Source organism: Streptomyces minutiscleroticus, from assembly GCF_014650875.1.
In the GTDB taxonomy this organism is placed as follows: Bacteria; Actinomycetota; Actinomycetes; order Streptomycetales; family Streptomycetaceae; genus Streptomyces; species Streptomyces minutiscleroticus.
Window position 1 is genome coordinate 58,251 of sequence record NZ_BMVU01000013.1, and the last position, 14,505, is coordinate 72,755.

9 protein-coding genes are annotated in these 14,505 nt (G+C 76.6%); 7 read left to right on the forward strand and 2 right to left on the reverse strand.

Annotated features, from left to right (window positions below; all coding sequences use genetic code 11):
- Positions 1-216: 216 nt before the first annotated feature.
- Positions 217-1,209, reverse strand: a complete 993-nt coding sequence (dhaK, locus tag IE271_RS15710) for a dihydroxyacetone kinase subunit DhaK (RefSeq protein ID WP_190190921.1) — start codon at positions 1,207-1,209, stop codon at positions 217-219.
- A 229-nt stretch (positions 1,210-1,438) separates the two neighbouring features.
- Between dhaK and IE271_RS15715 the strand changes: the two genes are divergently transcribed.
- The 3 genes from IE271_RS15715 (at position 1,439) to IE271_RS15725 (ending at position 6,080) form a co-directional block, all read left to right on the forward strand.
- Complete coding sequence (locus tag IE271_RS15715) at positions 1,439-1,816, forward strand: four-helix bundle copper-binding protein (protein WP_190190922.1); 378 nt, start codon at positions 1,439-1,441, stop codon at positions 1,814-1,816.
- Between the two features lie 199 nt (positions 1,817-2,015).
- A complete protein-coding gene (locus IE271_RS15720; RefSeq protein ID WP_190190923.1) occupies positions 2,016-4,403 on the forward strand; it encodes a tetratricopeptide repeat protein in 2,388 nt (795 codons plus the stop codon).
- A 105-nt stretch (positions 4,404-4,508) separates the two neighbouring features.
- Positions 4,509-6,080 carry a phytoene desaturase family protein gene (locus tag IE271_RS15725; RefSeq protein WP_190190924.1) on the forward strand — a complete coding sequence of 524 codons (1,572 nt, stop codon included), beginning with the start codon at positions 4,509-4,511 and terminating at the stop codon, positions 6,078-6,080.
- Positions 6,081-6,089: 9 nt separating this feature from the next.
- Here IE271_RS15725 and IE271_RS15730 read toward each other — a convergent pair whose 3' ends face one another.
- Positions 6,090-7,898 carry a serine hydrolase domain-containing protein gene (locus tag IE271_RS15730; RefSeq protein ID WP_190190925.1) on the reverse strand — a complete coding sequence of 603 codons (1,809 nt, stop codon included), beginning with the start codon at positions 7,896-7,898 and terminating at the stop codon, positions 6,090-6,092.
- A gap of 208 nt (positions 7,899-8,106) precedes the next feature.
- On the opposite strand from IE271_RS15730, the gene IE271_RS15735 reads away from it, so the two are divergent.
- From IE271_RS15735 to IE271_RS15750, 4 genes are all read left to right on the forward strand, one after another.
- Positions 8,107-9,654: an acyl-CoA synthetase gene (locus IE271_RS15735; protein ID WP_190190926.1), complete on the forward strand. Its 1,548-nt coding sequence runs from the start codon at positions 8,107-8,109 to the stop codon at positions 9,652-9,654.
- A gap of 281 nt (positions 9,655-9,935) precedes the next feature.
- Positions 9,936-10,178, forward strand: a complete 243-nt coding sequence (locus tag IE271_RS15740) for a DUF397 domain-containing protein (protein ID WP_190190927.1) — start codon at positions 9,936-9,938, stop codon at positions 10,176-10,178.
- Positions 10,179-10,317: 139 nt separating this feature from the next.
- Complete coding sequence (locus IE271_RS15745) at positions 10,318-11,259, forward strand: universal stress protein (RefSeq protein ID WP_190190928.1); 942 nt, start codon at positions 10,318-10,320, stop codon at positions 11,257-11,259.
- Positions 11,260-11,532: 273 nt separating this feature from the next.
- The gene (locus IE271_RS15750) at positions 11,533-14,430 is read left to right on the forward strand and encodes an ATP-binding protein (RefSeq protein WP_190190929.1); all 2,898 of its coding nucleotides are present in this window, start codon (positions 11,533-11,535) and stop codon (positions 14,428-14,430) included.
- The last annotated feature ends 75 nt before the right edge of the window (positions 14,431-14,505 follow it).

The window sequence follows — 14,505 nt, forward strand, 5'->3', positions numbered from 1 at the left end:
CTGCGTCTCCTCGTCGGTCGCTTCTTCGCCGGTCCGGGCCGGGCCGCCCGTACGGACGCCGCTGGACGTTCGGGTCTCCGTCCCCGGGCCGTCGCGGACACCCGGGGTACGGGGCGGGGCAGGGGGGATGCGGATGTCCTGGCAAAAGGCAAGGGGCATGGGACAGGAGCAGGAGCAGGAGCAGGGGGCGAGGGGGCCCGCGGTCGCCGGCCGTGCTCACCTGCCCCAGCGCAGGCCCGGCGTCGCCACCGGCGCGTCCCACAGCCGCAGCAGTTCCTCGTCGATCTGGCAGAGCGTCACCGAGGCGCCGGCCATGTCCAGCGAGGTGACGTAGTTGCCCACGAGCGTGCGCGCCACCGCGACGCCGCGGGCGGCCAGCACCCGCTGCACCTCGGCGCTGAAGCCGTACAGCTCCAGCAGCGGCGTCGCGCCCATGCCGTTGACCAGGACGAGGACGGGGTTCCTGGGGGAGAGGTCCGCCAGGATCGCGTCCACGGCGAAGTCGGCGATCTCGCCCGAGGTCATCATCGCGCGTCGCTCCCGGCCCGGTTCGCCGTGGATGCCGACGCCCAGCTCCAGTTCGCCGGGCGGCAGGTCGAAGGTGGGGCCGCCCTTGGCGGGGGTGGAGCAGGCGGTCAGCGCGACGCCGAAGCTGCGGGAGCCGGCGTTGACCTGACGGGCGATCGTCTCGACCCGCTCCAGGGGCTGTCCCTCCTCGGCCGCCGCGCCCGCGATCTTCTCCACGAAGAGGGTCGCGCCGGTGCCCCGCCGCCCGGCCGTGTAGAGGCTGTCGCTCACCGCCACGTCGTCGTCGACCAGGACCTTGGCGACCTGGACGCCCTCGTCCTCGGCCAGCTCCGCCGCCATGTCGAAGTTGAGCACGTCACCGGTGTAGTTCTTCACGACGAAGAGCACGCCCGCGCCGCTGTCCACGGCGGCCGCGGCGCGCAGCATCTGGTCCGGCACCGGGCTCGTGAACACCTCGCCGGGGCAGGCCGCCGACAGCATCCCCGGCCCCACGAACCCGCCGTGCAGCGGCTCGTGGCCCGAGCCGCCGCCCGAGACCAGCGCGACCTTCCCGGCGACGGGGGCGTCCCGCCGTACGACCACCCGGTTCTCGACGTCGACGACCAGCTCGGGGTGGGCGGCGGCCATGCCGCGCAGCGCGTCCGCGACCACCGTCTCGGCGACGTTGATGAGCATCTTCATGCGTACCTCCTGGTGAGACCGGCGGCAGCGCTCGCGGTCCGCGGTCCGCGCGTCGTGCCGCCCGCCGGACCGGCGCTCCCGGCACCCTGTGTCGGCAGTATCGACCTTGGGGCGGCCGTGGTCACGGGTGCGGACGCGCCGCCCCGCGGTCGCCGGAGCCGGCGCCGCGCGCCGCTTCGCGTCCGGCCGGCCGGGGTTTGGCGCGGCACCGCCCGGCTACCCGGCCCGGATGACAGCGACAACAGACCGTCAGGAAGTCGTCCGCTTCCTGGAGGACCGCTTCGCCTGCGCGCAGGCCTGCGGCGAGTGCGCACAGGTGTGCGCCGTGCGCGCGGGACTGACCGACCCGGACGGCTCCGACGAGGAACAGCAGGTGCGGCGCAAGGGCATCCTGTGCGCCGAGGTCTGCGACGCCACGTGCCACGTCCTCGCCGAACAGCCCTGGCAGAACGAGGACGGGCTGCGCGTCCAGGTCGAGTGGTGCCGTGCCGTCTGCCTGGAGAGCGCGCACACCTTCGACCGCAGCCCGGACGCCGAGGCGGGCGCGGCGGCGTGCCGGGCCTGCGCCCGGGCCTGCACAGAGTTCCTCGCGGTCCTGGACGCCTGAACCGGGTTCCTCGCGGTCCTGGACGTCTGAACCGGGTTCCTCGCGGTCCTGGACGCCCGCACCGGGTTCCTCGCGGTCCCGGACGCCTGGGACGACCGCCCCGGACGGCTTCCGGTGCCGTACAGAACCGGCACACGACTGGCCATACTGGACGGGCCAGGGGAGGGCGCGGCCGGATTCTCGGGGGCGATCGCAGGAGATGGCGGACACCAGGCTGATCCACGGCCGGTACCGGACGCTCGACCTGATCGGGCGCGGCGGCATGGGCGAGGTGTGGCGCGCGCGGGACGAGGCGCTGGGCCGGCACGTCGCCGTCAAGTGCCTGAAGCCGCTGGGCCCGCAGCGCGACCAGGCGCTGACACGGGTGCTCAGGGAGCGGTTCCGCCGCGAGGCCCGGGTGGCCGCCGCCCTGCAGCACCGCGGGGTGACCGTCGTGCACGACTTCGGGGAGTCCGACGGCGTGCTCTACCTCGTCATGGAACTGCTCGACGGCCGCGACCTCAGCCGGCTCCTGGAGGACAACAAGCAGCACCCGCTGCCCGTCGTCGACGTGGTGGAGGTCGCGGACCAGGTCGCCGACGCCCTCGCCTACACCCACCGCCAGGGCATCGTGCACCGCGACCTCAAGCCCGCGAACATCGTGCGGCTCACCGACGGCACGGTGAAGATCTGCGACTTCGGCATCGCCCGCCTCGGCCGCGACGCCGGCTTCACCGCCCAGCTCACCGGCACCGGCATCGCCATGGGCACCCCGCACTACATGTCGCCGGAGCAGATCGGCGGGACGGACGTCGACGAGCGCAGCGACCTCTACTCGCTCGGCTGCGTGCTGTACGAGATCGCCACCGGGGCGCCGCCGTTCGACCTCGGCGACGCCTGGGCGGTCCTCGTCGGCCACCGCGACACACCGCCCGAGCCGCCGCGCGCCCGGCGCCCCGAACTCCCCGAGTACCTCGACCGCGTCATCCTCGACCTGCTCGCCAAGGAGCCGGACGAGCGCCCGCGGGACGCCCGCGAACTGGGCCGCCGCATCGGCGAGGGCCGGGCCGCGCCGGCGTACGCCCGGACGGCCGTGACCGTCCGGACCGGCCCGCGCCCGGCGGTCCGACCGCCCGCCCGGCCGGACGGCGCGGCCACGGACCGCAGGGCGGCCGCCGCGGGACCGTGCACCCTGCCGCCGGACGTCCCGGTCGGCCCCGGCGGGGAGCGGACCGCCCGGCCCGGCCCCGGCGCACCGTTGAGCCCCGGACCGGCGCCCTTTCCGGAGCCCGGGTCCGCGCCGCCTTCCGGGCCCGGCCGCGCGGACGCCCCCGGGACCGGCCGCGCGGACGCCCCGGAGCCCGGTCGCGCGGACGTCCCGGAGCCCGGCCACGCGGACGCTCTGGGACTCGGTCGCGCGGACGTCCCGGAGTCCGGCCGCGCGGACGCTCCGGAACCGTCCCCGGAAGAGGCCGCCGCCCTCGCCGGCCGGCACAAGGCCGGTCTCAGCCTGGGGCGGCTCGGCCGCTGGGCGGAGGCCGCCGAGGTGCACCGCGAGGTCGCCGCCGAGCGCGCCCGCGTCCTGGGGCCCGACCACCCCGACACGCTGACCAGCCGTTACGAGGCCGCCCTCGCGCTGAGCCGCACCGGGCGGGCCGCCGACGCGCTGCGGGAGCACACGCAGATCGCCCGGGCCCGGGAGCGCGTCCTCGGCCCCGACGACCCCGGCACGCTGGCCGCCCGGCAGGAGACGGCGTACGTACTGGGCCGGCTGGGCCGCCACTTCGAGGCGCACCGGGCGTACACGGAGGTGCTCGCCGCCCGCGAGCGCACCATGGGCCCCGACCACCCCGACACCCTGCGCTGCCGCCACAACCTCGCCTTCAACCTCAGCCGCCTGGGCCGGACCCAGGACTCGTACCGCATGGCGCGCCAGGTCGCCGAGGCGCGCGCCCGCGTCCTCGGCCCGGCCCACCCCGACACGCTCGTCACCCGCTACGAGGTCGCCTTCGCCCTGGGGCAGCTGGGGCGCTGGCCGGAGGCCCTGGACAGCTACCGCGAGGTGGCCGAGGCGCGCGCCCGGGTCCTCGGGCCCGACCACCCCGACACGCTCGCCGCCCGCTACGAGGTGGGCATCAGCCTCGGCCGGCTCGGCCGCAGCGGCCAGGCGCTGGAGCTGTACCGCGGCCTGATCGACGACCGCACGCGCGTCCACGGCCCGGCCCACCCCGAGACCCTGCGCGCCCGGCACGGGTTCGGCGTCAACCTCGGCCGGCTCGGCCGCTGGGAGGAGGCGCTCGCCGAGGCGCGCGACGTGTGCGCGATCCGCGAGCGCGTGCTCGGCCCCGAGCACCCGGACACGCTGGTCAGCCGCCGCGAGATCGCCGTCGCCCTGGGCTGGCTCGGCCGCTGGGCCGACGCCCTCGCCGCCTACCGGCACGTCGCGGGCGCCCGCGAGCGCGTCCTCGGCGCCGCCCACCCCGACACCCTCACCAGCCGGGACGACGAGGCGCACTGCCTGGAGCGGCTCGGACGGGCCGGGGAGGCCGTCGAGCTGTACCGGCGGGTCGCGGCGCTGCGGCGGCGGCCGGCCCCGGGCGGCCGCTGACCGGTGGCGCCCGGCGGGCGCGGCGGTGGTGCGGGGCGGTGGCGCGGGAACACCGGTGCGGGCGCGCACCCTGGCGACCGCGATCATCGCGTGTTACCAAGGGACATGCCTGCTCACGAGCGTTACGACGCCGTCGTCGTCGGCGGCGGACACAACGGCCTGGTCGCCGCCGCCTACCTGGCCAGGGCCGGGCGGTCCGTCCTGGTCCTGGAGCGGCTCGGCACGGCCGGGGGCGCCGCCGTCTCCACCCGCCCGTTCGCCGGCCTGGACGCACGGCTGTCGCGCTACTCGTACCTGGTCAGCCTGTTGCCCAAGAAGATCGTGCGGGACCTGGACCTGGACTTCCGGGTGCGCGGCCGGACCGTCTCCTCCTACACGCCCGCCGAGCGGGCGGGCCGCCCCACCGGGCTGCTGGTGGGCGGCGGCGAGCGACGCACCCGCGAGGCCTTCGCCCGCTTCACCGGCTCCGACCGGGAGTACGCCGCCTGGCAGCGCTTCTACGCCGCGACCGGCCGGGTGGCGCAGCGCGTCTTCCCCACGCTCACCGAACCGCTGCCGACCCGGGAGGAGCTGCGCCGCCGGGTGGACGACGAGGAGGCGTGGCGGATGTTCTTCGAGGAGCCCCTCGGCGTCGCCGTCGAGGCGGCCTTCGCCGACGACCTCGTGCGCGGCGTCGTGCTGACCGACGCGCTGATCGGCACCTTCGCCGACGCGCACGACCCCTCGCTGCTGCAGAACCGCTGCTTCCTCTACCACGTCATCGGCGGCGGCACGGGCGCCTGGGACGTGCCCGTCGGCGGCATGGGCGCGCTGACCGGCGCGATCGCGACGGCGGCCCGTGCGGCGGGCGCCGTGATCGCCACCGGGCACGAGGCGGTCCGCGTGGACACCGACGGACGCACGGCCGAGGTGGCCTACCGCACCGCCGACGCCGAGGGCACGGTCGCCGCCCGGCACGTCCTCGTCGGCGCCTCGCCCCACCAGCTGGCCGCCCTCACCGGCGACGAGCCCCCGGTGCCCGCCGAGGGCGCGCAGTTCAAGGTGAACATGCTGCTGGAGCGGCTGCCGAGGCTGCGGGACGAGTCCGTGAACCCGCGCGAGGCGTTCGCCGGCACCTTCCACGTCGCCGAGGGCTACGAGCAGCTGGCGACGGCGTACGCGCAGGCCGCCTCGGGCGCCCTGCCCGCCGTGCCGCCCTCGGAGATCTACTGCCACTCGCTCACCGACCCGACGATCCTCGGCCCGGACCTGGCCGACCGGGGCTACCAGACGCTCACCCTGTTCGGCCTGCACACCCCGGCCCGGCTGTTCGCCCGCGACAACGACGCCGCCCGCGAGGAGCTGCTGAGGTCCACCCTGGCGCAGCTCGACGCCCACCTGGCCGAACCGCTCGCCGACTGCCTCGCCACCGACGCCGAGGGCCGCCCCTGCGTCGAGGCGAGGACGCCGCTGGACCTGGAGCGGGACCTGCGGCTGCCCGGCGGCCACATCTTCCACGGCGACCTCGCCTTCCCGTACGCCCGGGAGGGCTCGGGGCGCTGGGGCGTGGCGACGCGGCACGCGAACGTCCTGCTGTGCGGCGCGGGGGCGGTGCGCGGCGGCGGGGTGAGCGGGGTGCCCGGGCACAACGCGGCGATGGCCGTCCTGGAGGCGGAGGAGGGCCGGACCGGGGAGTGAGCGTCCGGCTCAGTCCCGTTCGGCGGTCCAGCCCACGGCCTCGATCCGGCACGCGTCCGCGGGGCGGGAGTCGTCGAGGACGGCGCGGCCGGCCCGCTCGACCCGCAGCCCGTCGACGTAGACGCCCCGGCCCGTGTACCGCCGGTCGGTCGCGTACCGCCAGCGCAGCAGGGTGCGCGCGGCGCCGGGCACGTCGGCGGCCAGCCGGTGCCAGACCCGGCCGGAGAAGCCGGTGACGGAGCCGTCCGGGTGCGTCCGGGGCTCCTCGCCGGCCCGCGCGGTGGTGAACGGCACCGGCCGCCAGCTCGCGCCGTCGTCCGTCGACGTCTCCAGGTACAGGGCGTCCGTGCCGGGTTCGGTGTCCCACCACAGGGCGCAGCGCAGTGCCGCGCGCCCGCCCCGCAGGTCCAGCGGCGGCAGCGTGAGCGTCGCGGACGCCGCGCTCGCCGTCCCCGAGAACCACGCGGTGCGTCCGTGCCGGGGCCGTACCGGTACGGCCCGCGCCAGGTGGTCGGCGGCGGCCACGCGCGGCGCCGACCCCGACCGCCAGGTGCGCACGGGGTGGACGGAGTTGCCGAGCAGGACGAGAAAGGAGTCGGTCGTCGGGTCCAGGACCAGGGACGTGCCGGTGAAGCCGGTGTGCCCCGCGGTGCGCGGCGTGGCCATCGCGCCCATGTACCAGTGCTGGTACAGCTCGAAGCCGAGCCCGTGCGCGTCGCCGGGGAAGGCGGTGTTGAAGTCGGTGAACATCAGCTCCACCGACTCCGGGCGCAGGATGCGCGTCCGGCCGTACACACCGCCGTTGAGCAGCGTGCGGCCGAGGACCGCCAGGTCCCAGGCGCAGGAGAAGACGCCGGCGTGCCCCGCGACGCCGCCGAGCGCGAAGGCGTTCTCGTCGTGCACCTCGCCCCACACCATGCCCCGGTCGAGCCCCGACCACGGCTTGCGCGCGTCCTCCGTGGCGGCGATCCGCGGCTTCCAGGAGGCGGGCGGGTTGTAGCGCGTGCGGCTCATCCCGAGCGGACCGGTGATCTCGTCGTGGAGCAGGGTGTCCAGCCGGCACCCGGTGATCTCCTCCAGGACGAGCTGGAGGGAGATGAGGTTGAGGTCCGAGTAGAGGTAGGCGGTGCCGGGCTCGGCGATCGGCGCCTCGTCGTAGACCAGTCGGATCCGCGCCTCGTGGGTGGGCGCCTCGTACAGCGGGATCCAGGCGCGGAAGCCGGAGGTGTGCGTGAGCAGCTGGCGGACCGTCACGTCCTGCTTGCCCGCGCGGCCGAAGTCCGGGAGCCAGGAGGCGACCGCCGCCTCCAGGTCCAGCGCGCCGCGCTCGATCTGCTGCACGGCCAGGAGCGAGGTGAAGAGCTTGGAGACGGAGGCGAGGTCGAAGACCGTGTCCTCGGTCGTCGGGATCCGCTGCCCGGGCGGCAGCTCCACGCCCGTGTCGGTCGTCTCGTCGTACGCCGCGTAGCGCACCGCCGCGCCGATCGGCTCGTGCAGGGCGACCGTGCCGCCCCGGCCCGCGAGCAGTACGGCGCCCGCGTACCAGGGGTGTGTGGGGGAGGGGCCGAGGAACGTTTCGGCATCCGCGACGAGCCGGCGCAGGTGCCCGGCCAGCAGGCCCGCGCGCTCCGCGGAGCCGTGCCGCAGCGTGGGCCGCCCCGCCCCCGCCGGGGCGGCCGCCGCGGGTCCGGCCGGGAACGGGGCGAGGGCCAGCGCGCCGCCCAACGCCGCGCCTCGCCGCACCAGCTGCCGTCTGCTGATCCCCCGACGGCCCGCTCCGCGGGCCGGGCCCTCGGTGTCCTCGGTGTCCTCGGTCAAGACGCAGCCTCCTGAAAGAATCTTTCGGGATCGCCATGGATGCTCGGAACTTTCTTGCGGCGCCCGGCGCGTGTCAACCCCGCCGCCCGGCGCGGCGGGGCGGCCGGGACCGGCGTCGTCGCACGTCTTGACCTCCGCCGCGGCCGCCCCGAGGATCGGGGACCGCGCCGGGACCGACGGCCGGTACGGCGGGACAGGGGGCCGCCCGATGCAGCGCGGACACGACGGCCGGGACACCCTCGGTGCCCGGCACGGACAGGGGCACACACACGCCAGCACGGTCGACGGGGTGCTGCGGCGCAGCGCCCGGCGCACCCCGGACCGCCCGGCGGTCCGCTACCGGGACCGGTCGTGGACCTACGCGGAGCTGGACGCCGCCGTGTCGCGGGCCGCGACCGTCCTGCGGGAGCGGGGCCCCGCTCCGGGCGACCGGGTCGCCGCCTACGGCCACAACTCCGACGCGTACCTCATCGGCTTCCTGGCCTGCGCCCGGGCCGGTCTGGTGCACGTGCCGGTCAACCAGAACCTCACCGGCGACGACCTCGCCTACATCCTGGACCAGTCCGGCAGCGCGCTCGTGCTGGCCGACCCGGACCTCGCGGACCGCCTCGGAGGCGGCGTGCCGGTCCTCCCCCTGCGGGGCGCCGACGGCTCGCTCCTGGACCGGCTGGAGCGGGCGCGGCCCCACGAGGGGCCGGGGCCGCACGCGGAGGACCTGGTCCAGCTGCTCTACACGTCCGGGACGACGGCCCTGCCCAAGGGCGCGATGATGACGCACCGGGCCCTGGTCCACGCGTACCTGAGCGCGATCCATGCGCTCGACCTGCGGGCGGAGGACCGGCCCGCGCACGCGCTCCCGCTCTACCACTCGGCGCAGATGCACGTCTTCCTGCTGCCCTGCCTGGCGGTCGGCGCGGCGAACACGATCCTCGACGCGCCGGACCCCGGGCGCCTGCTCGACCTGGTGGAGTCGGGCGGCACGGACAGCCTGTTCGCCCCGCCCACGGTGTGGATCGCGCTGGCGGACCACCCCACCTTCGCCGGGCGCGACCTGAGCGCGCTGCGCAAGGCGTACTACGGCGCGTCGGTCATGCCGGTGCCGGTCCTGGAACGGCTCCGCTCCCGTCTGCCCGGCCTGGCCTTCCGCAACTGCTTCGGGCAGAGCGAGATCGGCCCCCTGGCGACGGTCCTCGGGCCGGACGAGCACGAGGGCCGCATGGACTCCTGCGGGCGGCCCGTGCTGTTCGTCGAGGCCAGGGTGGTCGACGAGGCGGGCCGGGACGTGCCCGACGGCACGCCGGGGGAGATCGTCTACCGGTCGCCGCAGCTGTGCGAGGGCTACTGGGGCAAGCCGGAGGAGACGGCGGAGGCCTTCCGCGACGGCTGGTTCCGCTCGGGCGACCTCGCGGTGCGGGACGCCGAGGGCTTCTTCACCGTCGTCGACCGGGTGAAGGACGTCATCAATTCCGGTGGTGTCCTGGTGGCGTCGCGGCAGGTCGAGGACGTGCTGTACGCACACCCCGGGGTGGCCGGGGCCGCCGTCGTCGGCCTGCCCGACGAGCGGTGGATCGAGGCGGTCACGGCGTTCGTCGTACCGCGCGGCGAGGTCACGGAGGCCGAACTCCTCGCGTACACGCGCGAGAAGCTCGCCCGCTTCAAGGCGCCGAAGCGGGTCGTGTTCGTCGACGCCCTGCCGCGCAACGCCAGCGGCAAGATCCTCAAGCGCGAACTGCGGGACCGGTTCGCGCGGGGGTGAGCCGCCGCGCGCAGGGGCGGAGGGCCGCGACGGCGTGCCGCCCGCTCCTCCTCCCGCGGCCGCCGTCCGGGCCTCGTGCGGCCGCCGTCCGGACCCCGCGGCCGCCGTCCCGCTCCCGGGCGGAGGCCGTCCGGGTCCCGGGAGGAGGCCGGGCGGTCCGGGAGGTGGCCGGTCCTGGTCCCCCCGTCCGCCCCACAGGAATGTCCCTGTCACATGGCCTGTGCGGCGGGAGACCCGATCGCTAGGCTGGCCGCGGACGACGAACCGGGAGGAGCACGGACGTGGCCGAGAGCACCATCCAGCAGAACCCGCTCGCGGGCTGGGAGAAGCCGGAGCTTGACCTCAGCAACGCCGACTGGCGCTCCGGCAGCCGTGGGCTGGGGGATGTCCAGATCGCCTTTGTCGAGGGCTTCATCGCGATGCGCAACAGCGGCAGCCCGGAGAGCCCCTCCCTGATCTTCACACCGGCGGAGTGGGGTGCTTTCGTGCTGGGGGCCCGCGAGGGGGACTTCGACCTCACCTGAGACCGCCCCGGACGGCGCCGACGAGCGTGTTTTCCCGCCCTTTTTCCGGACACGCGACGTCCGATCCGGTCCTGGGTACCGGCCTGAGCCAGGCTGGGACCCAGGACATTGCAAGCGGCGTTCCGGAGGCGAGAATTCCATGAGTACCCTGCCGGTCATCGCGGCGGTCGACGGGTCGGACGACAGCCTGCGCGCCCTGGAGTGGGCCATCGGGGCGGCCCGGGCCCGCGGCGTGCCGCTGCGCGTGGTCCACGTGCGGCAGTACGCGCACTGGGTCCAGCCGGAGGTGCTGACCGCGGGACCGCCCGACCCCGTCGACGACCCGGTCCTGGACCAGGTGCGCGCGATCCTCGACGCGCGGCCCGACGGGCCGGTCACGGAGTACGTCGGGCTGGAGGGCGCCCCGAGCGCCCTGCTGCCCGAACTGGGCGCCACCGCGCAGCTGATGGTGCTCGGCTCCCGCGGCCGCGGCGGGTTCGCGAGTCTCCTGCTCGGCTCCAACGGCGTCGCCGCGGCGCGCGACGCCGCGTGCCCCGTCGTCGTGGTGCCCCGCCCCGACCGCCGGGCCCACGCCCCGGACGACGCCGCGTCCGCCGCGGGGCCGGGGCCGCGCGTCGTGCTCGGCCTGCACGTGGACAACCCCGACGACGCGGCGCTTGCCTTCGCCTTCGCCGAGGCGGCCCGCCGCGGCGCCCGGCTGCACGTGGTCGCCGCCTACGCGTGGCCCACCCGCACCTGGGCGGCGCCCGGCGACTACGTGCCGCCCTCGGCCGAGGACCGGGACGCCGTCGAGGCCGAGACCCGGACCCTCGCGGACGGCCTCCTCGCGCCCCACCGCGACAAGCAGCCCGACACGCCCGTCGACCTGTCCGTGGCGCCCGGCGACGCGGCCGGCCACCTGGTCGCGGCCTCCGCGGGCGCCGACCTCGTGGTAGTGGGCCGCCACCGCCGCCGCCCGCTCGCGCCCGCCCGCATGACGGGCTCGGTCACCCAGGCCGTCCTGCTGCACGCGGTGAGCCCCGTCGCGGTGGTGCCGCCCGCCCCGCACCGGGACGAGTGCACCGCCGCGCCCGGCGACTGACCCGGCCCGCGCACCGGCCGCGGACGGCCGTCCCGCGCACCTCCCGGCGCGGGTCCACGCGACTGCGCGGCGCAGGCCCGCGCATCGCCCGGCGCGGGTCCACGGGTCCGTCGGACGGCGCGGGAAGCCCCTCCGCTTGATCGGTTGTCGACCGGTTCGGTCAGGAGCGGTCGGACGGGTTCCCGGGCGCCCTCACGGGCGTAGGCTGGCAGACCGCGGGTCGTGGCGCGCACCCTCCCCCGCGTCGGTGCACGCCGTGACAGGGAGCGCATCATGGGGCAGCGCAACACACGAGGACGCAACCCTCTCCTGGAACGGGACAGCGAACTCGCCGCCGTGGACGAGGCGTTGCGGGGGATCGGCGGTGTCGACGAGGACGGCGCCGCGACACCCGGCGGGCCGCGCGGCACGCTGCTCGCCTTCGCCGGGCACGCCGGCATCGGCAAGACCAGCCTTCTCGCGGAGGTGCGGCGCCGGGCCGCCGCCCGCGGCTGCACCGTGCTCTCCGCCCGCGGCGGCGACCAGGAGCAGCGCGTCGCCTTCCACGTCGCCCGCCAGCTCCTGCAGCCGCAGCTCGCCGGCGAACCGGAGGACGGACTGCGGACCACGCTCGGCGGCTGGTACGCCATCGTCGGCCCCGCGCTCGGCCTGTGCGCCGCCGCCGAGGGCGCGCCCCCCGACCAGCAGGGCCTGCGCGACGGACTCGACTGGGTGCTCACCCACCTGGCGATCCGCCGCGCCCCGATGGTCCTCGTCCTGGACGACGCGCACTGGGCCGACGCCGAGTCGCTGCGCTGGCTCGCCGCGTTCGCGTCCCGCGTCGAGGACCTCCCGCTGCTGCTCGCCGTCGCCTACCGGCCCGACGAACTGCCCGCCCACGCGCAGTCCTTCAAGGACCTGCCGGGCCGGGCGGGGCGGCGTCCCCTCGACCTCGAACCGCTCAGCGCGGCGGCCGTCGCCCGGCTCGTGCGCGGCATGCTCGGCCCCCGCGCCGACGACGTGTTCTGCCACGAGTGCTGGGCGGTCACCGCGGGCAACCCCTTCGAGGCCGTCGAGCTCACCGCGAAGGTGCGCGACCGCGGACTCGACCCGACCGGGTCCGGCGCCCGGCTGCTGCGCGACCTCGCCGCCGCCGTCAAGGGCAGCGGACTCGTCGCCCGCCTCGAACGCCTGGGCACCTCCACGGTGCGCTTCGCCTGGGCCTGCGCCGTCCTCGGCATCGACATCCCGCCCGCGCTCGCCGCGGCCGTCGCGGGCCTCGGCCGCGAGGAGGCCGCCGACGCCGCGGACGCCCTGCGCGGGGCCCGCATCCTCACCGGCGTCGACACCCTGGAGTTCGCCCACCCCCTCATCGCCACCGCCGTCTACCGCGCCGTGCCCGGCGGCGTCCGCGTGGCGCTGCACGGCCGGGCCGCCTGGTGCGTGGTCGACGCGGGCCTCGGCCCGGCCGCCGCCGCCCGCCACCTCCTGGAGACCCACCCCGAGGGCGACGCGTGGGTCGTACAGCAGTTGCGCGCCGCCGCCCGCGAGACCCTGCGGGCCGGCGCCCCCGACGCCGCCCGCCGCTACCTGGCGCGCGCCCTGCGCGAGCCGCCGCCCTTCGACGAGCGGGCCGCCGTCCTGTACGAACTGGGCTGCGCCTCGCTGCTCACCGAGCCCGCGACCACCGTCAACCACCTGCGGGCCGCGCTGGAGGAGCCCCTCACCGACTCCGAGCTGCGCCACCACATCGTCTACCGGCTCTCCCAGGTCCTCGCCCACAGCGACCGGCTCACCGAGGCATCCGACACGCTCGCCCGGGAGAGCAGGACGACCGCCGACCCCCGGGTGCGGCTGCGCATGGTCGCCGAGCAGTTCATGTGGGACGCCTTCCGCGCCGACGAGCCCGGGCACCCGGCCCGCTCCCGCCGCCTGGAACGGCTCGCCGACCGGCTGCGCGGCCGCGACCTCACCGAGCGCTACGTCATCGGGCTGCGCGCCTGGGACGCGACCCTGCGCGGCGAGCCCGCCCCCGTGGTCCTGCGGCACGCCGAACGCGCCCTGGCCGGCGGCCTGGGCTGGGCCGAGCCCGACCGCGGCTTCGAGGTCCCCGTCCTGGTCGCCCTGACCTTCATGTACGCGGACCGGCCCGGCCGCGCCGAGGAGCTGTTCGCCGCCGGGATCGCCGACTTCGAGCGCCAGGGCTGGCACGGCGCCCACCTCTCCTTCGCGTACACGCTCCTGGCGTACCTGCGCTTCCGGCGCGGCCGGCTGGCCGAGGCGGAGGACTTCGTCCGCGCGGGGCTGCGCCTCGCCGAGCGGGTGGGCCCCGGCACGCCCGCCCACTGGTACGCCGTCGGCATCCTCATCGAGATCCTGCTCGCCCGCGGCCGCACCTGCGAGGCCGCGGCCACGGCCGAGGAGTACGCCTTCGGCAGGCCGTTCCCCGCCGCCGTCGTCTTCCCCGACGCGCAGATCGTGCACGGCGAGCTCCTGCTGGCGCGGGGGTGCCCCAAGGAGGCGGCCGCCGAACTCGCCGCCGCCGGGCGCCGGCTCGACCCGCGCGGCATCCGCAACCCCTCCTGGTGCCCCTGGCAGCTGCACCTGGCCCGCGCCGAGTACGCCGACGCACCGGAGCGCGCCCTGGCCACGGCGTACGACGCGGTGTACCGCGCCCGCCGGTTCGGCACCCCGTCGGCGATCGGCCAGGCGCTGCGGGCCGCCGCCGACGTCTCCACCGGGGCCGCCCGCCGCAAGCTCCTGGAGGAGGCCGTGGACCACCTGGAGCGCTCGCCGGCCGCGTACGAGCTGGCCTGCGCGCTGGTCGCCCTCGGCGCGGAGACGCGCCGCACGGGCGGCTGCCCGCAGGAGGCGGCCGACCACCTGTACCGCGGTCTCGAGGCGGCCGCGCAGTGCGGCGCGGACGGGCTGGCCGAGACGGCGCGCGGCGAGCTGACCGCCGCCGGGCTGCGGCCGTGCAAGGTGCCGGGCACCGGCACGGACACACTGACCGCGCGCGAGCGGACGGCCGCCGCGCTCGCCGCCCGCGGCCGCGGCACGGCCCTGATCGCCGCCGAGCTGAGCACCGACGAGCCGGCCGTCGTCCGCCTGCTGTCGGCGGTGTACCGGAAGGTGGGGACGGACCCGGAGGGACTGGCGGAGGCCCTGGGCCGCGAAGGGACGCAGCCCTAGGGCCCGACGACAGACCCTGGGGGAAACGGCAGTGCGGACCGCGTCGGCCCCCCGTCGTTCCGGACCCCGGTGCAC